At 42.4% G+C, this 26,286-nt stretch carries 17 protein-coding genes; 6 read left to right on the top strand and 11 right to left on the bottom strand.

Features of this window, described 5'->3' with window-relative positions; translation table 11 throughout:
- Nucleotides 1-114: 114 nt before the first annotated feature.
- Nucleotides 115-648 (bottom strand): Spy/CpxP family protein refolding chaperone, encoded by a 534-nt coding sequence (locus tag FHS24_RS01230; protein WP_183618035.1) that lies wholly within the window; start codon nt 646-648, stop codon nt 115-117.
- A gap of 337 nt (nt 649-985) precedes the next feature.
- Between FHS24_RS01230 and FHS24_RS01235 the strand changes: the two genes are divergently transcribed.
- The 3 genes from FHS24_RS01235 (at nt 986) to FHS24_RS01245 (ending at nt 10,550) form a co-directional block, all read left to right on the top strand.
- Nucleotides 986-1,693, top strand: coding sequence for a response regulator transcription factor (locus FHS24_RS01235; protein WP_233449069.1), 708 nt, complete (start codon nt 986-988; stop codon nt 1,691-1,693).
- 14 nt (nt 1,694-1,707) lie between these two features.
- Entirely contained in the window at nt 1,708-3,249 is a 1,542-nt protein-coding gene (locus tag FHS24_RS01240) for a sensor histidine kinase (RefSeq protein WP_227671768.1), read from the top strand.
- 335 nt (nt 3,250-3,584) lie between these two features.
- On the top strand, nt 3,585-10,550 hold the full coding sequence (locus tag FHS24_RS01245) for an ESPR-type extended signal peptide-containing protein (protein WP_183618039.1): 6,966 nt from the start codon (nt 3,585-3,587) through the stop codon (nt 10,548-10,550).
- A 220-nt stretch (nt 10,551-10,770) separates the two neighbouring features.
- On the opposite strand, the gene FHS24_RS01250 is transcribed toward FHS24_RS01245, so the two are convergent.
- A complete protein-coding gene (locus tag FHS24_RS01250; protein WP_183618041.1) occupies nt 10,771-11,634 on the bottom strand; it encodes a universal stress protein in 864 nt (287 codons plus the stop codon).
- A gap of 1,123 nt (nt 11,635-12,757) precedes the next feature.
- Here FHS24_RS01250 and FHS24_RS01255 point away from each other — a divergent pair.
- Complete coding sequence (locus FHS24_RS01255) at nt 12,758-14,305, top strand: acetyl-CoA hydrolase/transferase family protein (protein WP_183618043.1); 1,548 nt, start codon at nt 12,758-12,760, stop codon at nt 14,303-14,305.
- A gap of 196 nt (nt 14,306-14,501) precedes the next feature.
- On the opposite strand, the gene FHS24_RS01260 is transcribed toward FHS24_RS01255, so the two are convergent.
- The 4 genes from FHS24_RS01260 to FHS24_RS01275 all read right to left on the bottom strand — a co-directional run bounded on the left by FHS24_RS01260 (nt 14,502) and on the right by FHS24_RS01275 (nt 19,151).
- Nucleotides 14,502-15,299 (bottom strand): SCO family protein, encoded by a 798-nt coding sequence (locus FHS24_RS01260; protein WP_183618045.1) that lies wholly within the window; start codon nt 15,297-15,299, stop codon nt 14,502-14,504.
- A 132-nt stretch (nt 15,300-15,431) separates the two neighbouring features.
- Nucleotides 15,432-16,334 carry a formylglycine-generating enzyme family protein gene (locus FHS24_RS01265; RefSeq protein ID WP_183618047.1) on the bottom strand — a complete coding sequence of 301 codons (903 nt, stop codon included), beginning with the start codon at nt 16,332-16,334 and terminating at the stop codon, nt 15,432-15,434.
- 283 nt (nt 16,335-16,617) lie between these two features.
- A complete protein-coding gene (gene nirK / locus FHS24_RS01270; protein ID WP_201599003.1) occupies nt 16,618-18,144 on the bottom strand; it encodes a copper-containing nitrite reductase in 1,527 nt (508 codons plus the stop codon).
- 362 nt (nt 18,145-18,506) lie between these two features.
- Nucleotides 18,507-19,151 carry a DedA family protein gene (locus FHS24_RS01275; protein ID WP_183618050.1) on the bottom strand — a complete coding sequence of 215 codons (645 nt, stop codon included), beginning with the start codon at nt 19,149-19,151 and terminating at the stop codon, nt 18,507-18,509.
- Between the two features lie 358 nt (nt 19,152-19,509).
- Between FHS24_RS01275 and FHS24_RS01280 the strand changes: the two genes are divergently transcribed.
- Entirely contained in the window at nt 19,510-19,815 is a 306-nt protein-coding gene (locus FHS24_RS01280; protein ID WP_183618052.1) for a hypothetical protein, read from the top strand.
- Between the two features lie 164 nt (nt 19,816-19,979).
- On the opposite strand, the gene FHS24_RS01285 is transcribed toward FHS24_RS01280, so the two are convergent.
- A complete protein-coding gene (locus FHS24_RS01285) occupies nt 19,980-20,681 on the bottom strand; it encodes a hypothetical protein (protein WP_183618054.1) in 702 nt (233 codons plus the stop codon).
- A gap of 298 nt (nt 20,682-20,979) precedes the next feature.
- Between FHS24_RS01285 and FHS24_RS01290 the strand changes: the two genes are divergently transcribed.
- Nucleotides 20,980-21,924 (top strand): bestrophin family protein, encoded by a 945-nt coding sequence (locus FHS24_RS01290; RefSeq protein WP_183618056.1) that lies wholly within the window; start codon nt 20,980-20,982, stop codon nt 21,922-21,924.
- Nucleotides 21,925-22,199: 275 nt separating this feature from the next.
- Here FHS24_RS01290 and phoU read toward each other — a convergent pair whose 3' ends face one another.
- The 4 genes from phoU to pstC form a co-directional block, all read right to left on the bottom strand.
- On the bottom strand, nt 22,200-22,940 hold the full coding sequence (gene phoU / locus FHS24_RS01295) for a phosphate signaling complex protein PhoU (protein ID WP_183619081.1): 741 nt from the start codon (nt 22,938-22,940) through the stop codon (nt 22,200-22,202).
- 142 nt (nt 22,941-23,082) lie between these two features.
- On the bottom strand, nt 23,083-23,862 hold the full coding sequence (gene pstB, locus FHS24_RS01300) for a phosphate ABC transporter ATP-binding protein PstB (RefSeq protein WP_183619083.1): 780 nt from the start codon (nt 23,860-23,862) through the stop codon (nt 23,083-23,085).
- 213 nt (nt 23,863-24,075) lie between these two features.
- Nucleotides 24,076-24,990 carry a phosphate ABC transporter permease PstA gene (gene pstA / locus FHS24_RS01305; RefSeq protein WP_183618058.1) on the bottom strand — a complete coding sequence of 305 codons (915 nt, stop codon included), beginning with the start codon at nt 24,988-24,990 and terminating at the stop codon, nt 24,076-24,078.
- An 83-nt stretch (nt 24,991-25,073) separates the two neighbouring features.
- Entirely contained in the window at nt 25,074-26,024 is a 951-nt protein-coding gene (gene pstC, locus FHS24_RS01310; RefSeq protein ID WP_183618060.1) for a phosphate ABC transporter permease subunit PstC, read from the bottom strand.
- Between the last annotated feature and the right edge of the window lie 262 nt (nt 26,025-26,286).

Raw genomic sequence — 26,286 nt, forward strand, 5'->3', positions numbered from 1 at the left:
CTTAAAGGTTAAATTATAGAGATAAGCACAAAAAAGCGCACCGGCTAACCGATGCGCTTTTTTAAATGTTATTACTTTATCTAGCTAATTCTTTTTAATTCCATGGCTTATATCTTACTGCGCTTGGTTATGCATCTTACGCTGTTTTGAACCATGATGACCTTTTGCTTTTCTTTCTGATTTTAATTGCGCCATTTTTTGACGCTGTTCAGGCGTTAGTACTTGCGAGATGGCGTGCTCAGTTTGCACGCGCTCAATAAACCGCTGCTTGGTCTTTGCCGCTTGTTGATCCGCTAGACGATTGACGGCTGCCGTGTCTAAAGTTTTGGCATTGGTCAACGCTTGCATTTGTTGTTGCATTTGCGCGCGTTCTACTTGATATTTGGTACGATCGTTTTTGTGACCACTATATTTTTCTTGCATAATAGCTTTGATTTGCGCCTGCTGCGTCGCTGTCAAATCTAGCTGCGCCATAGGGCCTCTCATGCCACCTTTACGCATGCCATCTTTCATGCCAGCTTTATGCTGCTTTTGCATATTGGCCGTTGTTGCTGGAGTCGTATCGGTGGTTGCGTTGACACTGGTACAGCCCGTAACCGTTAAGACGCTAGATATCGCCAATACTGAGCCTATCAATAATTTTTTCATCATTATTACCTTAATAGTTACCTTAAATTATGGAGCAAACGTTATTTATGTTGCAAAATTTACGTTAAAAACTACATTTACTACGAAAAGCGATTTTTATCTGATAAGTAATGATTGGCAAGTGTCCCGGATAGCCACTATCAATCATTACTTGCCGTCAGTGTTTGTTGCTGATAGCGGCTATCATACGACAGCTAGAAGTTGCGAACATTTATGAAATATTAAGAAAGGTAACGTTTGTGGCGCATTGATGAGCGCTTGCCTGATAATATGCGCCATACTATGGCATGCTTGGAATCATTTAACTGAGCTGCAGGAAAGTAGAGAGGAGTGGAGGATGACGATGCCAAATATTTTATTGGGTGACGATGATGAAGAGTTGACCCAACTGTTGCAAGAATATTTGCATAATCACGGGATTCGCTGTGACTGTGTTCATGATGGCGAGACGGTCATCGAACGCTTAAAAGTAGCGATGCATGACAGTGTGCCTTATGATTTATTGGTGCTCGATATTATGATGCCAAAGATAGATGGGCTTAGTGTCCTGCGTCAGCTGCCAGCGATTAGCGATATTCCTGTCATTATGTTGACCGCAAAAGGCGAGGAGATTGATCGCATTATTGGGCTGGAGCTTGGCGCAGATGATTATATTACCAAGCCTTGTAATCCGCGTGAGCTGCTGGCACGTATTAACGCGGTGATTAAACGCAGCCGTATTACCGCCTTGGGTGCAGCCTCGTCAGAGCATATGCCATTGCCAGAGAGTCGCCTGCATTTGGACCAAAATCAGCGTATCTGTCAAATAGATGGCGTTGAGCTACAAGTGACTGGTACGGAGTTCGATTTATTGTTGGCGCTACTTAAACAAAAAGGCGAGGTGGTAAGTAAAGCATGGCTGTCACAAAATGTCTTACAGCGTGAACTGCAGCCGTTCGATCGCAGTCTTGATGTGCATGTGTCACGCCTCCGTAAAAAACTCCAACCTTTTCATGATGAGCCTATCAAGGCGATTCGTGGTAAAGGCTATCAGCTGGTGCTGTAATGACGGATTCATCGATGTACACCTCTACATTTAAGCCGCGAATTACGCTATTTTGGCGGCTATTTCTCAGTCTGTTATTGACAGTGCTTATCACTTCTATCATCTCTGTCATGGTAGAACGTTGGCTTAATGGTAAAGAGCTCAGCGCTAGGATGGACGTGCAAATTGACAGTCTTTTACTCAAACGTCAAGAAGTAGTTGAGGCGCTACAAGCGGGTGATTTATTGGCAGTCAGGCAACTTTATCGTCAAGACCGTCGGCTGATGAGCCAAATCAGGATTTATGATGAGCAGGGCGCAATTATTTTTCCGCGTTATCGTTATATAGAAGAGCGTAAAAAAAATAGTCAGGACGTGGAGCGTGACTTTCTATCATATCCTATGCCTGACAATCGTAGAGCACATAATGATAAAAATGATAGCGCCTATGAGAAGCCCTCTCTACTTAATGAAATACTGCATCCAGCGATGCCGAATAGAGAAGTGATTTTTGACTCTAATAATCGCCCAGAACTGGCAGATTTATCCGTAAATTTGCCAGACGGGCAAACGGCCATTGTGCAATTGCGGCCGTATTTGCGCTTTGCTGACGTCTTAGAGCTCCAACGCGGTAATTTTACTGTGCGTTTGCTACTGATTATTCTCTTTAGTGTATTGGTCTGCTTTTGGCTCAGCCGTACGCTGACTCGGCGCATCGGTCAAGTGCAACATACCGTGCATCGTATGATTGATGGCGACTATCAACCCAATACCCATTTATCAGAATTGGGCTCTGATGAGTTAGGTCTTTTGGCAAAAGATGTTGCTCAATTATCAACCCGATTGGCTGAGAGTGAGCTTGCGCGTAAGCAGATGTTAAGTGATATCTCCCATGAGCTGCGCTCGCCACTGGCGCGTCTTGATGTGGCTACTGAACTGACACGTGACTTTGCACCCAATACTAGCCGTTATCTTGACCGTATCGATAAAGAATCGGCACGCATGAATGAGCTTATTGAGCAAATTATTCATATTCAATCTTTGCAAATGCAGCAATATACTATTGATAATTTAGAAAACGAATCCGTAGATATGGTTGATATAATCACTGAGATTGGTAAAGACGTCTGTTTTGAGTTTCAGCATAAAAATATACATTGGCAATGGACTCCGTCCGATGCTTTATTATCATCATCTGATACGTCTTTGACCGTGCTTGGCAATCAAGAACAGTTGCATAGCGCCCTTGAAAACATCATTCGTAATGCTTTTATGCACACTCCTGCAGGTTCAACTGTCACGGCTGAAGTCACAAAAACACCGTTAGATAATAAAAGAGATGCTATTCAAATTAGCATCACAGATGAGGGTGGCGGGGTAGCGGAAAAAGATGTAGAACGTATTTTTCAGCCTTTCGTACGACTAGATAGTGCTCGCCATAGGGAAACGGGCGGCTACGGATTGGGCTTGGCAATCGTTCATGCGGTTGTTATGGCCCATAAAGGTCAAATCACAGCTTATAATCGTCAAGACAGCAAAATGGGATTAGTAATAAAAATAACGCTGCCCGTGAAATAAAAAATCCAGAATAATAACGTATTTTATCAACATATATTCGTTATTATGAATATAAAAGATAAGCGGTATTAAATCTCCGACGAGCGGTATTGTTACTCTCTATATATTCGTTAATAATAATATACAGAGAGTAATAATAATTTTACAAAATAAGACGTACTGTTTATTAAATATTGACACGAGTAACAATCCCTCAAATCACGAGTAGCGATTCGCCAAATATAGCTTTCATCCTATGAATGTATCACCCGTTTTATTTTGTCATATCAACTCTCTAAAAATAGATTTTAACTTTGATTTCTCAAATCTAATAAGTCTGTAAGGGAGTACACATCATGAACCGGAATTATAAAGTCATATGGAATGCGTCTTTGAACTGCTTTATGGCAGTTTCTGAGTACGCCAAAGCGCGTGGTAAGTCGTCAAAATCTAGCGTGAGCTCAAACGCTACTATCAATACCACATCCAATCTTTCATCTACAAATGCTTTTCGACTCACAGCTATTGGGTTAGGGTTAATGGCTGCTGGACTAATGTCGCCCCAAGTCTTTGCGGCAACTGGTATTACTGGCGGTACAGGAAGTGGAACTGCAATATCAAAGACTAATACAGAGTGTGGCACAGGTGTCTCACAAGCGAGTGCTGGTTTAAATAATAGTATCGCTGTTGGCTGTGGCTCTGTTGCAGACCTATCAAATGATCCAGCAGTTCATTTTTATCAAAGAGGTAACCCCGAAAATCTGAATATTGATTTAACAACAAATTTCAACTCTACATCAATTGGTACAGGGGCAAGAGCAACTGAAGCAGGTACATCATTAGGAATGAATGCTTCGTCAAGCAATCTTGGTGTTGCTTTAGGTATTCAAGCAAAATCTGAGAATGTAGCAGCTCTTGCTATTGGGCCAGCAGCTTTAGCAAAGGGAAATACGTCACTTGCTTTAGGTCGTCAATCTGCAGCGACAGCTGACTTTGCACAAGCAATTGGTAACGTAGCTTCTGCTACTGGTAAGGGTTCCTTAGCAGTGGGTCATTCTGCTAGAGCAGAAGGGTACCGTTCGATTGCTATTGGCTCTGCAGATATTAATGGCGCGAGCGCTACAGGCACACAGTCTGGTGTTGTATACCAAACTAACCAGCAGACTTTGTCTAAAGGTTTGGACAGCATTGCAATTGGCTCAGGCGCTATCGCAGATGCTACGTTCGGGATTGGTGCTAGTGGAACTGCTTCTACTGCAATAGGTAAAACAGCAAAGGCTCAAGGACCTAATACGCTAGCTTTGGGTGCTAACTCTGACGCGAAAAACGGTACTGCAGTCGGGTCAGGTTCTATTGTTCGCAACGGTGGATTAGCAGTTGGGATGCATGCTGATGCTGGGCCAGGTTTAAGCTTCTTACCGACCAGTAACGTCGCTTTAGGTGATGACTCAAAAGTAACGGGCGGTGGATTTAACGTTGCTTTGGGTGCAATGGCTGTCGCAGGCGACAGTGATTTAAGTGCGCAGGCATTTAGACCTACAGGTAGTGCTGTTGCAGGCGAGAATGCAGTTGGTGAAGTTTCGATAGGTGGTGATAGTTCCGGACAGTATATAGGTGGATCTGTATATCGTCGTATTACTAACCTTGCTGCAGGTGCTGCTGACACAGACGGAGTGAACGTTAGCCAGTTAAAGACTGTAGCAGCAGCTGCAGAAGCAAGCAAAATTAAATATGTCAGTATCCACTCTACAGGTGGCACTAACGAAGACAACTTAGGTGCTAGCGGTGAGGACAGTATTGCGATTGGTAAGAATGCCTCTGCAACTGGTATGACAACAGTAGCCATAGGTTTAAACGCTGGTGTTGGTTCAACTCAGTCGGAAGGAGTCTCAGTTGGTAATCGATCTGGCCAAAACGTACTTTCTGACGGTAACACCGCCTTAGGAGTCGATGCCGGTTCAAATGTAGGCTCTACGCCAAGAGCTACATTCGATGGCAAGCCTGCATATAGCCCCTTTACAATCGTGGGGCAAAACACTGGGGTAGGTGCAGCGGCTGGTAAAAATGTCTATGGAAACTCTAACTCAGCATTGGGTGAGCGTGCAGGTCGTGAAGTTGATGGTCACGCCAATACATCTGTTGGTGCTTTCTCAGGTAACAACGTAATTGGTAGTGCTAACGTTGCAATGGGCGCTAATGCCGGTGTCATTGTTAAGGGCGACAGAAATACGGCGATTGGTAACTTCGCTGGAGCCTACGTTGACGGTAAAGTCAACTCAGCATTTGGTAACGGTGCTGGTTCAAATATTAAAGGTGAGTATAACCTTGCTCTAGGTTCTGGTGCAGGCGCTGGCATCACTAATGATTTGACAGTAGCCATTGGTAATAATGCCGGCAATATCCAGAACGGACAGATCGGTAAAAACAGCATATCAGTAGGTACTAACTCTTCAGCTCAAGGCCACAGCAGCATAGCACTTGGACGTGGATCTGTTTCTGCTGGCAAAAATGCCACAGGTATCGGCGTTCTAGCTAAGGCTGGTGGTGAATCGAGCGTGGCCATCGGTGACGGCGCTGAGGCAAGCGGTAAAGATAGCATCGCTATCGGTACTGGAAACAAAGTAATTGGTAATAATTCAGGCGCATTTGGTGATCCTAATATTGTCAGTGGTACGAGTAGTTATGTAGTTGGTAATAACAATACGATTAGTAATAACAATACCTTTGTTTTAGGTAATGATGTTGTTACAACTCAAGATAACAGTATTGTATTGGGTAACTTATCTACTGATCGTGCTGCTACGACTGAGACTGGCATTACTATTAATACAATACACTATACTTATGCAGGGCAAGGGTCTGCTGGGAAAGGTGTAGTTAGTGTTGGTAAAGTGGGCAGCGAACGTCAGATAATCAATGTAGCAGCTGGTAAAGTCAGTGCAGTCAGTACTGATGCGATTAATGGTAGCCAGTTGCATGCCACCAATGAGTCTGTTAAAGATTTAAGCACTACGGTTATAACAAACAAAACCAAGTACTACAGTGTCAACTCAAGTGGCGGTACCAACGATGACAACCAAGGCGCCAGTGGGCAAAACGCAATGGCTATGGGACGCAACGCTGTTGCATCAGGCAGTCAAGCCATTTCGATTGGTAGTGGTGCAAGTGGTCAGGACACCACTGCTAGTGGGGAACAATCTATCGCTATTGGTGCGAACATTGTCTCATCAGGGGCGTCATCTATTGCCATTGGCGGTGATGATTTAGACACCGCCTCTAAGACCAACTTCGATGGCAGTATATCTACAGGTGCATTGAATAGTGGTGAAGTCAATACGACTTTTAATGAATATGCTGGTCGAGACCTATTAGAGTCATGGGATGCATATGGCGGACATACTGAAGCGAGTGGAGCTGCCTCTATTGCTATGGGTGCCAAAGCGCGGTCTGCTGGTAATTTAGCAACAGCGATTGGCATACATTCGAGCGCATCTGGTATAGCTTCATCAGCATTCGGCATAGCATCATCAGCTACCGGAAAAGGTGCACTAGCATTAGGTGCAGGTGCTCAGTCTATAATAGATGATGGTGTGGCTCTAGGTTCAAGATCAGTGGCTAACGTTGCAGGTGGTGCACTAGGCTTTGCGCCAACAAATGCCAGTGTCGCAGACAAAGCTGCTATTACAGCGACTAACAGCACAAGCCTTGGTGCTGTCTCTCTTGGTAATGCTAAAGACGGCAATCGTCAGATCGTCAATCTAGCCGCTGGTATCAAAGACAGTGATGCGGTGAACGTGGCGCAACTAAAAAGTGTATCGAACACAGTTATCGCTAACAAAACCAAGTACTATAGTGTGAATTCAGGTGCAGTTGGTAATGCTGACAACTTGGGTGCAACCAAACCAAACGCCATGGCTATGGGTGGCAATGCATCAGCGACTGGTGGACAAGCAATTGCCATTGGTAGCGGAGAGAGTGGTCAAAACACCACAGCAAGTGGAGAGCAATCTATCGCCATTGGTGCAAACGTTGAATCAAGCGGCAACTCTTCCATAGCTATCGGTGGTGATGATTTAGATGACGCCTCAAAGGTGAATGGGGTTAATGCACTATTCAACACTTATACAGGCAGCACAGACGGTCTTGTTACAGTAGGTGATTACAGTAATCACACTGAATCTGGTGGTGCGGCCTCTGTTGCCATTGGTGTCAAAGCGCATTCTAAAGGCGATCTCTCTACCGCTGTCGGCGTCCGTTCAAGCTCATCAGGTGATGCCTCTTCTGCCTTTGGTATGGGTTCTTCAGCGAGTAAGAATGGCTCGGTAGCACTAGGTGCAGGGTCAACCACACTCACTGATGCGACTTACCAAGACAAGCTTACTATTGGTAATAAGGATTATTTATACGCTGGTGCAACGAATGATAAAGGGGCACAGGTCTCTGTTGGTTCATCCGGACGTGAGCGTCAAATTAAGCATGTCGCTAGTGGTGAGGTAAGTGCAGCTAGTACTGATGCGATTAATGGTAGCCAGTTATTTGCTACTAATGAAGCGATTGGTGATTTGGGTAGCACGGTTAGCGATGGTTTAAACTTCGCTGGTGATAGAGGAGCAGTTATCAATCGTCAGCTTGGTGATACTCTTAATATCAAGGGCGGTGCAGCCGCAACAACAACTCTAACCAATAAGAATATCGGTATACGTAACGATGGTAACAATGGTCTGATCGTAGAGCTCGCCGAAAAAGTCAATTTAGGTACAAATGGTAGCGTTAATATAGGTAATACCCAAGTAAAAAACACTGGTATTACTATTGCGGGCTCTACTTTAAGTAACACTGTTGTTTTAAACAACAATGGGCTTAACAACGGCGGTTTTAAAGTCGTTAATATAGACAAAGGCAATGTAAACGCTACTTCAACTGATGCCATCAATGGTAGCCAGCTATTTGGTACTGCGCAATCTATTGCTGATAACTTCGGTGGTGGTTCAATAGTAAATACTGATGGTACGGTCAGTACCTCAGTCTATCAAATTAATGGTAATAACCAGACTGGCGTTGCAGGCGCTATCGAAGAGTTAGATAAAGGCTTTAACTTAGAGACTAATGGTGCCAACACTAGCACTGTGAAAGCTGGTGACACAATTGATATAGGTACTTCTACTGGCGAAACCAATATTGAAGTAGCTAAGACTGGAAATGACATCAAATTTAAACTGGCTGATAATATTGACCTCAATAGTGTCAAGACTGGTAATAGTGTACTCAACAATAACGGTCTGACTATTAATAATGGCCCGAGCTTTACCGCTACTGGCATCAATGCTGGTAATCAGCAGATCACAAAAGTATCAAGTGGTGGTAACCTTACTGATATAAATAACCAGCTAAATGCCGCAAATATCGGTGATGTGAAGAATGCCATTGGCGACGTTACTACTTTAGGCTTTGGCATCAAAGCAGCCGATAATAATACTGTCCAAAAAAATCTGGGTGAAGTAGTTCAGATTGTTGGCTCTAATAGCAACATCACAACCAAAGTTGTCAATGGTAAAGTTGCAGTTGATTTAAATAACAACCTTAATTTGGGAAATACAGGCAGTGTAACTACAGGTAATACTTTAATAGGTACGACCACTATTACTGGTTTAGGTATTGCTTTAACCTCTCCTCCTAGTCTATTTCCTTTTACCCTTCCTTCTGTAACTACTATAAATGGGAAAGGCCTTAGTATTTTGGGTGGCCCGAGTATAACGACTGCTGGTATTGATGCTGGTAACAAAAAAGTTATCAATGTTAAAGCGGGTTCAAATCCGTTAGATGCCGTTAATTATAGTCAACTAGAAACTACCAATGAGGCAGTGAACCGAGGCTTGGATTTCACTGGTGATAATACTGGCCCCACCTCTGTAATTACTCGTAAATCTGGTCAAGTATTGAAAACTACGGGTGGTAATACTGACCTAACTAATTTATCTGATGACAATATTGGTGTTATTGCTGATAATATTACCAATACTCTAACAGTCAAATTAGCTAAAGACTTAACTGGTCTCAATAGTGCAAGCTTTGGTAGTGACGTTATGATCTCATCCACTGGTTTAAGAGCAGGAGCTACCGTAATAAATACTGGTGGCGTCAGCTTCAGTGGTAGTACAGTAGGCTTAAGTAGCAGCGGCCTTAACAATGGTGGTAAGGTAATTACCAATGTTGCAAGAGGCGAAGAAACCACTGACGCTGTTAATGTTGGACAGTTAAACGAAGTCAAACAAAGTGCAGCTGATGCTAACAAAGGTTGGAATGTCAGTGCCCAAGGAGCAAATACCAGTACAGTGAAACCAAGCGATACAGTCGACTTAAACAACACAGATAACAATATTACGGTCTCTAAAACAGCAGAGAGTAATAATGTTAGCTTTAATTTAAGTAAAGACATCGCGGTAGATAGCGTAAAAACTGGTAATGCTATGATGAATAGCAGTGGTCTAACTATCGCAGGTGGTCCTAAGTTCACTAAAACTAGTGTTGATGCTGGTGGGAACAAGATTACCAACGTCGCTAAGGGTGACATCGAGGTTGATAGCAATGATGCTGTCAACGGTAGCCAATTATTTGAGTTTCTCTCTCTTGTCAATACACAGACAACTGTGATTGCTGAGATGGGGGCTGGACTCAACTTCGATGCAGATAGTGGTCCTGTTATCAACAAAAAAGCAGGTTCTGCTCCACTTACATTTAAAGGTGGCGATAATATCACCACGACAACGGAAGGCAGTAGCATCAAGTTTGACTTGAACGGTAATATCAACGTAGAGAGCGTGACGACTGGCAATACGACGGTTAATAATAGTGGTGTTACTATTATTAACGGCCCAAGTATGACAGCCGCTGGTATCTATGCAGGCAATGCCGAAACGGCTCCTAGCATGACGGCTGCCGGTATCAATGCCGCTGGTACTAAGGTGACGAATGTTGCAGATGGCATGGCGCCTAGAGACGCTGTGAACTTCGGGCAATTAGACGCTGTTAGCAGAGGTTTGGGTAACAGCATTAATGAGCTTGGCTATAAAATTGGCGAAGTCGAAGATGACGCCAACGCAGGTATCTCAGCAGCGATGGCCATGTCTTCATTGCCACAAGCGTTCATCAGCGGTAAACCCATGATAGGGGGCGGTATCGCGACGTACAATGGTGAAAGTGCCGTCGCGATTGGCTTCTCTAAAATGTCTAATGATGGACGTTGGGTGATGAAGCTAAATGGTACAGCGGACACCCAAGGAAACGTAGGTGCTGCAATCGGCGCAGGTTTCCACTTTGACTAGTTGGCTATTCAGATAGTTAAGCTGAACCAAGCTGAATAGTCATTGAATCGCTAGGTAAAGTAAAAAAAAGCAAGGCATCAGATGCCTTGCTTTTTTATGGATGTAAGTTATCTAATACAATATAGGGTGCTAATAAAATACAAGATGTTAAATTAACTCAATAAAAATTAACGTTGTGATATTAAAGTTTAATGATATTAAAGTCTATATTATCAACTATTTAACGTACTAAAATAACAGGCGATAGGGTGCTGGCGATAATCTCTGTCGTGGTACTACCCAAAAATAAATGCTGGAGCTTGGAGCGTCCATAAGCCCCAACCACGATGATATCAATATTATTTTCAAGCTGAAAACTAAGTAGGCCATTAACCGCATCAAGCTGTGGTAGGTGATGGGACTCTACGCTAAAACTTGCTGTCCTTAGTCGGGTTATAGCCTCTATAAGGCTTTTTTTAGACGCTTCATTATCATGACCAATCATCACGATATGACCTTGCAAGCCTTGTAAAAGGTTACTCTCTGCAAGCATCCGTATGGCTTTAATAGCCGTTTTACTGCCATCAAACGCCACCATATATGATTGAGGTTCTTTAAATTTCTCTGAGCAAATCAACACAGGTACGTTTGAGGCGCGGGCAACCGTTTCGATTTGGCTACCGATATTGATGCGGCTGTTCTTATGGTCTTCACCGCGGCGACCCATGACGATGGCACGGTTTTTTGCTTGAAAATGCTCAATCGCTGGCAGCAGCTTACCGCGGCGTTGATAGATACAAACGGTCACACCTGCAAAGTTACTTTGGATATGGCTTTTTGCATCTTGTACCAACGCATTACTGTAGCTGTTTACGACCTTTGCCCTTTGTTCATCGAGTTTCGATAACTCATCGAGCAAAGATTGGCGGCTATTTATACCAATGGCCCCTGATAAGTCGCGTCTAACCGATGCTGCTACATCGCTGACGTGCAACAATCCTACCGCTAAGTTGAGCTTTTTTGCATACCACGCCGCATAATCGCACACTGATCCAGTCACTGCTGAGCCATCGATACAAGCCAAAACGTGCTCTTCCGTTATCATAATCTGTCCTTAGATTTGCATCTATACTTTGAGAAACAGGTTTATTGATAGAATGCTTTTTTAAGATATGGTAAGCATCTACTTTTCAATTAAATCACCAATCATTCACCTTTGGCTACCATCTTACCTCAAATCGTATCATTGCAGAATCATAGAAAATATCTTAAATGGTACTGTGCAGCCATAGATTTTCAGCTTACCGTGTACTTTGTATTCTAAGCGTATAGAGGAAATCATTTCAGCTGCAAAGTACATGCTCAAGGCGTAGTATATATATCGTAGAGACTTCTTATCAACGTTCAATTAAAGGTATAGATTGTAAATGATAAAAAATTTAAAGCTAAATAAAAAATTTAAAGATAGAACAATATTCCATTATGTGTCATTTGTTAAATAACAATAAATTTTAGTATCTAATCAATAAAAGGCTGTTTTAGTAGTTTCGAATATTCATTTATTATTAATTAAAAACGCGATATCTATAATTTTTTCAATGGCTTTTTTATTTAAAAACAGTATGTAATGAGATTAAAGGTATTCATTACTGATAATAAACAGTTATATGGTTCTTTGAAAATGAGTCTGTTTTTATGCGCTCTGTCATTTTTTTAAAGATATAGCTATATGATAAATTATTTTTATTCGTTAAATGTTTTAGTTTGCTATAAAAATTAGCTTTATCAATCAGGTTATCATCGGATATCTTGCCATACAGAGTTATTAATAAAGCTAAAATCAAGTCTAATTTTTGCATGACAAAACTTGTTTGCATTGCAATTTCAACGATAAATAAATAAGACGTTTTAACATGAAGTAGTTATTTGATTTCATTATCAACAATAAGGAACAAAAAATAAGCAGCTTCTATGATAAAAAATTAATGCTTTATTCAAAGTCATTAAAAAAGATAAATACGAATGATTATTTTAATAGTGAACGATTGTCAATTAATATGGGAAAATTTTTAAGTGATAATATTAAAACCTTAGACAATCAACTTGTTTTTTATCCTAAAGTTGTTAATATGCTCTATTGTATTTTATCGTTAGTTCGGTATCAAACGTCTCATTATTTATTATTCTGAGGGTTTGGTGTTAATAGGGAAGTTACTAGGAAAAAAGGTATGAGTGCAATTAATCACGAAGAGCGCGTCCGTCATGAAGGTTTACGTGAAAAAATCATGACTGCGGAGCAAGCAGCGACATTTATCTCACATGACATGAATGTTGGAATGAGTGGTTTTACGGGAGCAGGCTATCCAAAAGCCATCCCAGCTGCATTAGCAGAGCGTATGAAAGCTGCTCAAGCCCGCGGTGAAGAATTCAAAATCGGTTTATTAACCGGCGCATCAACTGCTGCAGAATGTGATGGTGTATTGGCTGAAGCCAATGGTATCAAAATGCGCACGCCTTATCAGTCAGAAGCTGCCCTCCGTAAGCAAATTAACGCCGGCGAAACTCATTATTTTGATATGCACTTATCGCATGTCGCTCAGCAAAGTACCTTTGGTTTCTACGGTGACATGCATGTGGCAGTGGTTGAAGTGGCCGGTATTTTGCCGGACGGTCGCCTTATTCCTTCTACCTCTATCGGTACCAATAATGCATGGTTGAATAATGCTGACAAGATTATTCTTGAAGTAAACAGCCGCCAAAGCCTGTTATTAGAAGGCATGCATGATATATTCGATGATATTGGTGTACCGCCATATCGTAAGCCAATTCCAATCACCACGCCAGGTGAGCGTGTTGGCTCGCCTTACCTGACCTGTGATTTGGATAAAGTCGTTGCCGTGGTCTTAACAGATTCACCGGACCGTAATAGCAAATTTGCTGATCCTGATGAATGCTCGAATAAAATAGCCAGCTATATTATTGACTTTTTCCATGAAGAAGTGAAAAAAGGTCGCATGCCAGCCAACTTATTGCCTATCCAATCAGGTGTGGGTAACGTTGCTAATGCGGTATTGGCAGGATTGCAAGCCAGTCCGTTTGAGAATTTAACTGGCTATACCGAAGTATTGCAAGACGGTATGTTAGATTTGATTATGTCAGGCAAAATGACCCAAGCTTCTGCAACCGCCATGTCGTTAAGCCCAGATGCATTAGACCGTTTTAACGCCAATATCGAAGAATTGCGCAAACGCATTATCCTGCGCCCACAAGAAATCACTAACCATCCTGAAGTCTCGCGTCGTCTCGGCGTGTTGGCTATCAATGCGATGATTGAATGTGACCTTTATGGTAACGTCAACTCAACCCACGTCATGGGCACCAACATGATGAATGGTTTGGGCGGCTCTGGCGATTTTGCTCGTAACGCCTTTACCTCTATGTTTGTGAGTCCATCGGTTGCCAAAGGTGGCGCTATTTCGTGCATCACGCCTATGGTGTCACACGTTGACCATACCGAACATGATGTGATGGTAATCGTCACTGAGCAAGGTTTGGCTGATTTGCGTGGTTTATCACCGCGTCAACGCGCGCAAAAAATCATTGATAACTGTGCGCATCCAGACTATCGTCCTATGCTGCAAGATTACTATGATCGCGCTGCACAGACCGCTGGTATGCAAACGCCTCATATTCTGAGTGAAGCATTGTCTTGGCATCAACGTTATGTTGAAACCGGCGATATGCGCGTCAAAAAAGGTTTGGCTTTGGCGGTTTAAACGCTTAATTAAATGCCTAATTAGAGGTTTAACGCCAGAATCAGCGACAGAGCTGATGACACCATTAAAAACACCGCTTGTCTATTCAGATAAGCGATGTTTTTTTATGCTTTTATAATATCTAAATAGAAATTTAAAGCAAAAGTCAAAATGATAGCTTTAACAACCTCACTTGAGAGGAATGGATTTTAAGTGCTTAGCTGTCACTATTTAAATACTCAATCAATGGCTTAATACCAGAGTCTGCAACACCGACGCCTTGGGCGACTAAGCGGCCTTCTTTATCTAACACAGAAATCAGGTTAGAGTGGTTGATATCACCATTATCGGCAAATTGATACTTGATATTTAAGGTATTGGTAAGTATACGAGTACTAGCTTCATCACTACGAATCAGGCGCCAGTTATCGCCAAGATTATTATGCTCAACAAAGCTTTTCATCACCTCAACGCTATCGCGCTCAGTGTCTAATGTCGCCAGTAAAAACTCCGTTTGCGCACGCGCTTCAGGCGTCATCTCCTTATACATTTGTTTCATCGATTGCACTAATATAGGGCAGGTGTGCTGGCAGCTGGTATAAGCCATCACCACTACTTGATTTTTACCCTTAAGATTATCAAGCTCAAAGGTATTGCCACGATGGTCTGTCCAGTCGCCGCCTGCTTGATAGATAGAATAATCTTGTCCCAATGCTTCTGCCGGTTCTTGCGCATTCATATCGGCATGATTCATGTGTTTATGGTCCATGTCCTTCATATCGTTATGATTATCTTTCGCTACTTTAGACTCAGAAGTAGTATCAGGTTGACTGTCTTGTGTCGTCGCCGAGTTAGGCGCGTCAGGGTTGCTACAAGCGAGTAAGCCAATACATAGTCCAGCAGTCAAAGTTAGTTTGATAGCATGAGACACATGAGACACATGAGACACATGAGATAATGAGTGAGTCGCTGTATTTTGCAATCTTGTATTTTGAATGGTTTTTATTGTTTTCATAAGACAATCCTTAGAGGCCATTAAATTCAATTGAGAATAAAAAGTAGGGCGCTATATTAAAAGGGCGCTATGTTAAAACGGCAATATGTTAAAAGGGTGCTAGGTTGAAATAGAGCGCTGTATCGAGACAAATTAATTACTAGCACAGCGAAAACCAAGGCTGCTAACCGTATATTTGGCTTCTAAGCTTGAGCGAAAACCATAACGCATAAAGGCCGCATAATCACTTGGATCAACCGCACCTGCTGCGCCCGAGCCACAAAACATCTGTTGATTTAGGTTGCTGTCGGCACGTGATTCGCCAGTCACTAAGCTATTGTTAAAATTCTCTGTCCATTCCCAAATCAAACCGTGCATGTCTTTGACGCCCCAATAGTTGGCAGGGCTTTGTCCGACATCGGCAAGTTGGTCTTTACTACCAGACGATTTGCCATACCAATCAAGGATGCGTTGGTTGTAGCCGGCCTCTAAGCTACCATTTTTATTGGTGGTAGAAGCCTGTGCGACATATTCCCACTGTTCAACGGTTGGCAAGCGCTTGTTTTGAGCGCGGCAATATTGATTGGCGGCATACCATGACACATTGACCACGGGCTTTCGAAAATCCGCCTTTTTAGGGACAGAGATATCTTTGGTATTGATCCAGTGCTTTAAATAACCGGCATCGGCAAAAATTGGCGCAATTGCTCGTTGGCGAAATTTGGGGTTTTCTTTTAAAAACTGATAAAACTGTATATTAGTAACTGGCAGCTCATCAATTTTGAATGTATCAACTGCCACTAACGGTGAATTTTTACTCAAATATAACGGACGATAAGTGCCCGGCTGAATGGTCAGCTCTTTTGCTTGCGCTTGCGTGCTTATAAACCCAAAGTCCGTTGTTAGGGTTAGTGCACTGACCAACAATAGCAGTACTAGCGGGCGAGCAGTCGTATTCAGAATCTTTTGGGTGGTAATTTTTACAGTCTTGTTTTTTTGAGTTTTAATGCTGCGAGTGTTGCTTTTGCGAGTGTTAGTGATGTAAGTCCATAACATAACTAATCTCCTAGTAGTCCCAAAAAAGGGCGGGGCGTATAGCAATCAATCAAGCCGTTTAGTTAATGAGCCATTTAGTGAATTAACCACTATAAAAATTTCTATTTTTAACGCTTTATTTATCGTGACGGTGCCAAACTCAAATTGAGTAAGGCACCGTTTTGACGTAACGATAGAATATTTGGTTATTTGACTAAAGTGGTTGTTGAATAAAGACTGTCCGATAACAATGTTTTTTAACAGTATCTTTATCGAACAGTCCATAGTATCTGTCTAAACCCTATTATTTACGAGCGGCTTTGACATCTGCTGGCGTGACTTCACCACCTTTATTACCCCAACTATTGATGATATAAGTGACGACGTTAGCGACTTTTTCATCATCTAAAGCTACAGCTGGCATGACACTGTTGTATTCTTCACCGTTAACCGTAATTTTGCCAGTTAAGCCATGCAAGATAGCATTGATGGCACGTTTGGGGTCTTGGTTGAGATAGTCTGATTTGGCCAATGGTGGAAAGGCTTTTGGTATCCCAGCGCCATTCAATTGGTGACAAGCTGCACAGTTACTGGCGTAAACAGATTTACCCATTTTAATTCTTTCTTGCTTGTTGGCAGCGGTGATTACGGGAGCTGGTGTGTTGGTGTTGCCGAGGCTTTGCGCCGCTGAACCTTCAGGTAAATAGACTTCTTCACGCACTTTTCCGGAGTAAATTTTTGCATTTTCAGGACCTTGGACATCGATGATACCAAGGGCTCCTTTGTTAAATGCACGGAAAATAGAGTGGTCGACCATTACAAGCTCGCCTGGAACATCTACTTTAAACTGGGTAATAGCAGCGCCACCTGCAGGAATAAGCGTGGTTTGAACATTATGGTTTTCAGCAGAGCCACCTTCCACATTGACTTTGTCAAAAATCTCACCGATAACGTGGAATGATGAAACTAAGTTAGGACCACCGTTACCAACAAACAGACGAACCGTTTCACCGACTTTCGCTTTTAGTGAGTTTTCGCCCGTTAGTGCTCCTACTGACCCGTTAAATAACACGTAGTCTGCTTGTTCTTTCACCGCTTTTTCCATATCAAAAGGTTGGAGCCCTTTATCACCATAGCTACCTTTGGTATAAAAATCGCCTTGCATCACATAGAATTCACGATCAACTTTTGGTAAGCCTTCTTCTGGTTCAACCAAAATCAAACCATACATACCGTTTGCGATGTGCATACCAACGGGCGCAACCGCACAGTGATAAACGTATAAGCCCGGTTTTAACGCTTTAAAGTTAAACTCTGAAGTATAACCAGGAGAAGTAAAAGAGGAAGCGGCACCGCCCCCTGGACCAGTCACGGCGTGTAAGTCAATATTGTGCGGCATTTTAGAGTCAGGATGGTTTGACAGATGAAACTCAATTTCATCACCTTGACGTACGCGAATAAACTGTCCTGGCACCTGACCGCCAAATGTCCAAAAATTATATTCAACGCCATCCGCTAAACGCATGGTTTTTTCCACAGTTTCCATTTTTACGATGACTTTTGCTGCATAGTCACGATCGATGGGTGGTGGCACGTCAGGTGCATGGGTGATAATAGCGTCAATCACTGGTAACTCATCATTTTTAGTATTTGGCGCCTTGCTATCTTTGGTAGCTTGAGTGGTTTCTGCTTTGGTTGTGCTAGCTTCATCAGGGGTTGATTTATCACAACCAGCCATCCCTGCTGTGCTAAGAGCGAGTAGACATGCTAGAGCAAGCTTGGAGTAGCTAAGTGATTGATGATGAAAAGGTGTTGAATTAAAAAGGCGCATAAGGCTCTCCAAAAATTGAAAATAAGTGGTTCATTTAATAAAGCTCGATTTTTATTTTTCTAATCATCCCAATGCTAATTGTGATGAAAAGCAAACATCACTATCAAAACAAAAAATCAAATAATAAAAGTTGTGTGCTTCTCAATTGGCTTATATAAGATTCATTTTAAATGAATGTTTTAAAATAAGCGAATCATTCTTGTAATATTTATTCACGATTTTTGTACTGGTGAGTTATGAATTTAGCTAGGTATGTTTGTAATTGAGTGCGCTAGAAGGGAATGTTTTGGACAGTTTAAACGTTGAGAATGTTTGACATCTTAATCAAACGCAATTATTGGTTCGAGAGTGAGAGAAGGTTTTTAATGCTCATCGTTATTGTTATCATCCGGACTTTGTTGACTGGATAAACAACGTTTAATAAGTAAGCTGATTACGGCGATCACTATCAAGATGCCGATTGCTTTAGAATAAGGCGCTAACATGCCTGCAACAGCGTCATAGTTTTGACCTAAGTAATAGCCTGCTAAAGACAATATCGCTGTCCAAATACTAGCCCCTAAAGCGGTCAATGCTAAAAAGGGTAATAGCGCCATTTTATTCATGCCAGCTGGGATAGAAATCAGTGAGCGCACCCCAGGCACCATACGTCCAAAAAACACTGCCATCTTGCCATGTTTATCAAACCATGCATTTGCCGCCGTGATATCCGCAGGCTTCACAAACAGATATTTACCATACTTTTTAGTAAATGCAACCAAACGCGGCTCATCAAAGATACAACCTAAATAGTATAAAGGCAGCGCTCCTAGCACCGCCCCAAGCGTACCGGCTAATATTACCAAAATAATATTCAAATCACCTTTAGCAGCGGCAAAGCCTGCGGCTGGCATAATCACCTCAGAAGGGATAGGCGGGAAGATATTTTCAGCAAACATGGCAAAGATAATACCAAAGTAACCGAATTTTGCCATGATACCGAGTACCCATGCACTCATTTGATCCATCGTAAAAACTCGCTCAAGGTTGGAATAAAGAAATAATAAATCATACGAGCATTTACCAAAATTATTTTTACCAAATTAAGTGCTTAGTGTGTATTAAATATTGCTAAAAATATGTTGTTCAATACGTTTGTTTGAGAGCGGTCTGAGAATAGGGGCGCAATCGGTACAGGCTTAATGCTTTATTTATCTTAATAAATAGTTAATAAAAACACACAAGAAGCTTCTATTTACTGTCAAGTTTATGGCATAAGGTCCTCTTAATCGTGCTTATTTTAGACTATCCATATTTCTTAAAGGTTTTTTAGCACAAAAGCTTCATTAGGCACTTATTATTTAGATAGCTATCAAGGAGATTAAGATGAAAAGGGTAACAGCAAATGTAGGATTAATAAAAGCGCGACAGGCGTTATGGATCGCATTGTTTGCCAGTATTGTTGGCGTCACTGCTTGTAGTAATGAAAGAGAAGATGTGGTGGCAGATTCGACCGAAGTGACAGACGAGGCAAGTGAGCAAGGTACTGCAGAAGGTACTGAAGTTGTCGAAACTGGTATGACTGCAGATGGAATGGGAGGTAATGAAGGTGAACAGAAAGCCGATGACACTGTGACTGTTAATGAGAGTAATGCAAATTTGGATCAAACTCCAGCAGATGGTGTGCAGTAAATACTTAGATAATTTAAGCTTTTGACGGGCAAGTTTTTAATGTTCAGGTTTTTGATGAGAGTAAATTGCTGAAATAGAAAGAGCTGCAAATTGTTTGCAGCTCTTTCTATTTCAGTTTATTTCAGTTTCCGTAAAATTATAGCCCTTTACAGCTAATATGATGACTATTTGCTAGTAAAGGTAATCGTTTTAGCGCCGTTATTAGATGGCTGACTGATGGTTACTTTACTGTCTAAAATATCGCCGCGCGCATTGATTTTATAGCATTCTGATGAGCTGCCATTAGGGTCGTTATTGATCAGCAGATTGCCCGAAGTTTCTATACAGAACCATGCGGTATTATTACTGTCTCTTGTCAAAGACCAATCTTGGTTATAAGTGCCTATTTTTTTACGCATACTTCTATCGGCATAGACGTCTTCAGTAATCAATTTGCTTGATGAGCCAACCGTTGCCATTTTGGGAATGGTTGTGGTCTGATTCGACAGCGAATACTTACCTGAGCTGTCAGTGAAACCATGGAATACCAATGGATTGAGAGTAAAATAGTTAATGGCGACTGATTGATCAGTGACTTGATTGTTAACTTTGTTAATAGTATTTACTTCAGCACCTTGTACTTGTTTATTATTAAAGACCATGCTGCCTTTGGGCGTAACTTTGATATCCGCAGATGCCGTTTGATTGCCGATGTTCGCCACTAAGCTCTGGCTACGGGCTTTGGTATAAACATTGAGCATGGCTGCTTCAACGGGATATTGAGTGACAATGTTGTTTTGGTTGCCCGGTGTAGTGCCACCGTTCATACCGCCCGCACAAGCGCTTAATCCTACTGATACAGCGACAATTAATCCTAATTTTTTCATGGTATATTCCCTCGATTTATTTAACTGCAATTTATTAATGAGTTATAGACCTATCTACTATAATCGAATTTTTAAGCGATAACATCTGCTGTGTATCCTTGCGCCTGCCATCCTTACATCATTATAACAACCGATTATTTTGTAGAAATTTATTTAATAAAGGAGCGGTAAAAACCGCTAGCCAATTAAAACATGATAGACAGGCTTTTTTGCTGCTCATACTTCCTTAGTCTGTTATCATTTCGACCTGCAAAAATGACAGTTATCTTCTATAAGAACCATTCGTTAGGACGCTAAAATGATCGTCAAGCAAAAGCCAAGCGCTATCAAACTGCTTTTTACCTTACGTGGCTCCATTCTGCCAAAGGTCTATCCACAGATTTTGCTGATTAGTCTGATTAGTGCCTTTATCACCAATATCCAGCACGGATTTCCCAGTTCCTTTTCTTCTTATAGCGTTGCGCCGTTTACCTTACTTGGGATTGCGTTGTCGTTATTTTTGGGCTTTCGTAACAATGCCAGTTATCAGCGCTGGTGGGAAGCTCGAGGGCTGTGGGGTCAATTGGTCTATGATACGCGCAGCTTTACACGCCAAGTGCTGTCTTATATAGATGATGAGAGTAAGGACGGGCGAGAAAGTGAGAAAGGGCGCGATAGCCAGCGCCGACTGGTTTATTTGAGCATTGCCTTTACCCATGCTCTACGCCATCGATTGCGTGACAGCTCGCCTTGGCAAGATGTAGAGCGTTTTGTGGAGCCTATCCATCATGCCGGCATGAAGCAGTCGCAAAATTTGCCGGATTATCTGTTGCGTCTGCTAGGTAAGGAGCTTGGCTACTGTCGGCGGCAGCGCCTGACGTCAGATCATATGCTGCAAAATATGGATGAGCGCCTAAATTCGATGACGGTGGTTTTATCGGCTTGCGAGCGTATCCATAGCACACCATTGCCGTTTGCTTATACGCTATTGGTGCATCGCACGACTTATCTATATTGCTTTATGTTGCCTTTTGGTTTGGTTTCTTCTTTAGGTTGGGTAACGCCATTAATTTGCGGCGTCATTGCTTATACCTTTTTTGGTTTGGATGCGCTAAGTGAAGAGCTGGAAGAGCCTTTTGGTTTGGCTGCCAACCAATTACCGCTAACAGCCTTATCTCGTACTATCGAGATTAATTTGCTGGAAGCGTTAGGCGAAACTGAGATGCCACCCAATATCACCGCTAAAAACGGCTATTTGCAATAAGCTGTTTGCGTCCAGTTATCTGTCATAAATAGCGGCTGCGGTAGCAGAATATATGCCATGAAAAAGACCACTCAGTTTGAGCGGTCTTTTTTATTTTACATTGTCATAATTACTATTAAATGCTGTTTAAAAAGGTTAATAGCGTTTGTTGTTGCGTGACAGGTAATTGCTTAAAGCGTATGCAGGCTTGAGTTAATCGTCTTCCAGCCAAAGCAAATAAAGACCTTAATAAGCCCTCAATTCAGTCGACAGTCAGAGTAAATAGCGTAAGAAAGCTATTTACTCTGACTGCTCATGCTAGCATCAGTTGTTTGTTGGACGATTTGTTCGACTTGCATAAAATCCGTATGCCGCACATCTTTACCGCTGGTGCAAAAGATAACCAGCTCAGCAATATTGCGAGCATGATCGCCCACCCGTTCTAGGGCGCGTAATACCCACAGTATATTAATCACTTTAGACACATGGCGGCTGTCTTCCATGATATAGGTCATCAAGGCACGCGTGGCAGATTGATACTCTTCATTGACCGCGGTATCACTTTGCAATACCGAAAATGCCTGCTGCGGATTCATATTTGAGAAGGCGTCAATCGCATCAAGCAGCATCAAGCGTACCTGATTGGATAAATGCTGAACCTCTGAATAGCCTCTTGGAGAGGCGCCATCTTCAATCAATTGGCAGGCCATACGAGCGATTTTTTCTGCTTCGTCGCCGACACGTTCAAAATCGACAATGCCTTTACTCAGCGCCATGACTAAGCGCAAATCATTGGCAGCTGGTTGACGCTTAGCGACTAACAAAATGATTTGCTCATCGATTTTAATCTCTAGCTGATTGATCAGATGATCATCTTCAATCACTTTTTTTGCGGTCGCCTCATCGGCAGCTATCAAGGCACGTGTCGCAACCATGACTTGCTCTGCTGCCATGTGACCCATTTGCATAAACAGCTCAATAACTTCATCTAAGTCATTATCAAAACTCTTTGATAAGTGCTTTGTCGTTATCGCCATGCTTGCTTCCTTAATCGTATTGGTGTTGCTCATAAAAATATTGCCAAAATGAGTAGCGTGATAAATGACTGCTAGAAATAATTGCTTTAAATATCATCGTTAAATAATAGCTGTAAATAACGCTTCTAAATAAAACAGCAATTTAGCCATAACGACCAGTAATATAATCTTCAGTCGCTTTTTGTGCTGGGTTGGTGAATATTTGATCCGTTTCGCCCATTTCCACCATGTCTCCCAAATACATGTAAGCGGTATAGTCGGAGACTCGCGCAGCCTGCTGCATATTGTGCGTGACGATAGCAATGGTATAGTCGTTTTTTAAATCGGTAATCAAATCCTCAATTGCGCCGGTAGAGATAGGGTCAAGCGCTGACGTTGGCTCATCTAATAGCAAGACTTCAGGCTTCGTTGCTACTCCGCGAGCGATACACAGTCGCTGCTGTTGACCGCCAGATAGTGACAGTCCTGATGCTTTAAGTTTGTCTTTGACTTCTAGCCATAACGCCGCCTTTTTCAATGCCCACTCGACACGCTCATCCATCTCTGCTTTGCTGAGTTTTTCATAAAGACGAACGCCAAATGCGACGTTGTCATAAATGGACATCGGGAAGGGTGTGGGCTTTTGAAATACCATGCCGACACGCGCACGCAGCAAATTAACATCCATGTCTTTTGCCAGAATATTTTGGCCATCAAGGGTGATTTGACCTTCAGCGTGCATACTTGGATACAAATCATACATACGGTTAAAGGTACGTAGCAGCGTTGATTTACCGCAGCCTGATGGACCAATAAAAGCGGTGACCTTTTTTTCTGGAATGTCGATATTGATGTTTTTTAACGCTTTAAAATCACCATAATAAAAGTCCAAATCGCGAATGGTAATCTTAGCAGGCGGCATGTTGTCTGGCATGTCCGCCATGGTTTGCTTGATAAGATGGGCGATATCTGGCTGTTTATGCTGACCATTGTTAAACATAGCGTCATCCAGTAAATGGCGTTTGCTGCTGGTATCTGTCATCGGCTTAGTCGCTTTTCTCTCTAATAAATCAGTCATAATGGTATCCATCTCTTTTAAAGTCTTATTAAATGGGAGTGCTTGTTTGCTGTTAGCTGTGTGTCTGTTAGCCTTGAATTATCTGCTATGGTCTTTGCCACCGATAACGCGCGCCGCAATATTTAAGAATAATACTGTCGCGGTAATGAGTAGCGCCGCCGCCCAAGCCAGTGCATGCCAGTTGTCATAAGGACTCATAGCAAACTGATAAATCGTATTGGGTAAGTTGGCCATCGGTTGGCTCATATCGGTACTAAAGTATTGGTTGTTTAGCGCAGTAAATAGCAAGGGCGCGGTCTCACCGGTAATACGAGCAAAAGCGAGCAGCACACCGGTAGTCAGACCAGCTTTGGCAGCTTTAAGCGTCACCGTACTTACCAGCTTCCATTTTGGTGTGCCCAGTGCATAAGCAGCTTCACGCAGTGTATTAGGCACAAGGTTTAGCATGTTTTCCGTTGTACGCACGACGATAGGAATTACAATCAGCGCCAATGCCAATGCACCGGCCCAACCTGAAAAGCTCTGTCCTTTGACCATCAAGGCATAAATAAACAGACCAATGACGATAGATGGGGCCGACAATAAAATATCGTTTAAAAATCGGGTGACTTTACCTAGCATACTGCCATGTGAAAACTCTGCTAAATAAATACCAGCCATCATGCCTATCGGCGCACCAATCGCCAAGCCCGAAAAAGCCAACATCACTGAACCAACAATAGCGTTGCGTAGACCACCTTCGCCCATCGGTGGCGGGGTATCTGCCATAAAGACAGGCATCTCGATTAGACCTTGAAAGCCTTCAATAAACAGCGTAATCAAAATCCAAATCAGCCAAAACAAACCAAATACAATCGCTGATAAGGCGAAACCAAGTCCCAGTCTATTAATAAAACGGCGCTTGTTATAAAGACGCTTGTTATAACGGTCTTCAAAGCTTGCAGAAAGCTGGCTTGACTGGGTCGTTTGAGTAGTGACTGGTGCTAAAGTCATGAACTTTTTGTCCTTCTTGGGTCAAATAATGGCGGCAAATAGCGTGTTTCAGTTTGTTTTGTTGTCTATTTAAAATAGTGCGTTTAATTGCCTGCTTTTTGGTCAATACGCATGAGCATGAGTTTAGATATTGATAGAACGATAAAGGTAATGACAAACAGTATTAACCCTAAATGTAATAATGACGCTAAGTGCAGCTCACTTGACGCTTCGGCAAACTCATTGGCCAGCGCTGAAGTAATGGTCACCCCAGATGTGAATAGACTTGGGCTAATATTAAAGGCATTACCAATCAAGAAGGTAACAGCCATCGTCTCGCCAAGCGCTCGTCCGAGCCCCAAAATTACGCCACCAACCACACCTGCTTTGGTATAAGGCAAGATGATTTTGAACATGACTTCCCACGTGGTTGCGCCCATGCCGTATGCCGATTCTTTTAGCAAGTCTGGTACCACAGAGAAAACATCGCGCATGGTGGCGGCAATAAAGGGAATAATCATAATCGCCAGTATTAACGAGGCGGTAAACATCCCCAATCCCATCGGCGCACCGGTAAAAACCTTGCCAATAATAGGTAGGGGACCAATATTTTCAATAAACCAAGGCTGAATATGATCGCCAAAAAATGGTGCAAAGACAAACAAGCCCCACATGCCGTAGATGATAGAAGGAATACCTGCCAGCAGCTCGATAGCAATACCCAGTGGCTTTTTCAAAAAATTGGGGCAAAGTTCCGTTAGGAAGATAGCAATCCCAAAGCTGACTGGCACGGCAATACAGATAGCGATGAGCGAGGTGACCACCGTCCCGTAAATGGGGGCAAGTGCACCGTATTGATCGTTCACCGTATCCCAGTTATTGCTGGTATAAAATCCTAAGCCAAACTTAGTGATACTTGGCCACGCACCGACAATTAATGACAGCATGATGCCGCCAAGCGACAAAAGCACCAATATTGCAAATGCTTTGGTGGCATTGACAAAAACTGCATCGTAGCGTTTTTGTTTTGCCAGTTGGGATTTTAGGTCTGCCATAAAAGCCTCTGTTGTTTATCGCTCTAACTTTTAATTGTGTTAATGATCAATGGTGTTAACGCTTGATTGTGTGAAAGCTTAATTATGTGAAAGCTTAGAAATTTTAGCTTTAGCGTCTTACCGTAATAAACTATGTTATCTAACAACCATCTATTAAGTTCACTACGGCTAAGACGTCACCAAGCAAACACGCTTTTAGTATTTGCTTGGTAACATTGGTTAGCTTGTTCTCAATTCGCTTCTTTTCGAATTACGAAGTTGC

This window comes from Psychrobacter luti (genome assembly GCF_014192115.1).
GTDB classification, from domain to species: Bacteria; Pseudomonadota; Gammaproteobacteria; order Pseudomonadales; family Moraxellaceae; genus Psychrobacter; species Psychrobacter luti.

Bases quoted from the DNA above. Each gene is read 5' to 3' on its own strand.
- FHS24_RS01260 (WP_183618045.1), bottom strand. From the start codon at position 15,299: ATGAAAACAATAAAAACCATTCAAAATACAAGATTGCAAAATACAGCG.
- FHS24_RS01230 (WP_183618035.1), bottom strand. From the start codon at position 648: ATGAAAAAATTATTGATAGGCTCAGTATTGGCGATATCTAGCGTCTTA.
- pstB (WP_183619083.1), bottom strand. From the start codon at position 23,862: ATGGCGGACATGCCAGACAACATGCCGCCTGCTAAGATTACCATTCGC.
- pstC (WP_183618060.1), bottom strand. From the start codon at position 26,024: ATGGCAGACCTAAAATCCCAACTGGCAAAACAAAAACGCTACGATGCA.
- FHS24_RS01280 (WP_183618052.1), top strand. From the start codon at position 19,510: ATGAAAAGGGTAACAGCAAATGTAGGATTAATAAAAGCGCGACAGGCG.
- FHS24_RS01250 (WP_183618041.1), bottom strand. From the start codon at position 11,634: ATGATAACGGAAGAGCACGTTTTGGCTTGTATCGATGGCTCAGCAGTG.
- FHS24_RS01255 (WP_183618043.1), top strand. From the start codon at position 12,758: ATGAGTGCAATTAATCACGAAGAGCGCGTCCGTCATGAAGGTTTACGT.
- FHS24_RS01265 (WP_183618047.1), bottom strand. From the start codon at position 16,334: ATGTTATGGACTTACATCACTAACACTCGCAAAAGCAACACTCGCAGC.
- FHS24_RS01290 (WP_183618056.1), top strand. From the start codon at position 20,980: ATGATCGTCAAGCAAAAGCCAAGCGCTATCAAACTGCTTTTTACCTTA.
- FHS24_RS01275 (WP_183618050.1), bottom strand. From the start codon at position 19,151: ATGGATCAAATGAGTGCATGGGTACTCGGTATCATGGCAAAATTCGGT.
- phoU (WP_183619081.1), bottom strand. From the start codon at position 22,940: ATGGCGATAACGACAAAGCACTTATCAAAGAGTTTTGATAATGACTTA.
- FHS24_RS01285 (WP_183618054.1), bottom strand. From the start codon at position 20,681: ATGAAAAAATTAGGATTAATTGTCGCTGTATCAGTAGGATTAAGCGCT.
- FHS24_RS01240 (WP_227671768.1), top strand. From the start codon at position 1,708: ATGTACACCTCTACATTTAAGCCGCGAATTACGCTATTTTGGCGGCTA.
- FHS24_RS01235 (WP_233449069.1), top strand. From the start codon at position 986: ATGACGATGCCAAATATTTTATTGGGTGACGATGATGAAGAGTTGACC.
- FHS24_RS01245 (WP_183618039.1), top strand. From the start codon at position 3,585: ATGAACCGGAATTATAAAGTCATATGGAATGCGTCTTTGAACTGCTTT.
- pstA (WP_183618058.1), bottom strand. From the start codon at position 24,990: ATGACTTTAGCACCAGTCACTACTCAAACGACCCAGTCAAGCCAGCTT.
- nirK (WP_201599003.1), bottom strand. From the start codon at position 18,144: ATGCGCCTTTTTAATTCAACACCTTTTCATCATCAATCACTTAGCTAC.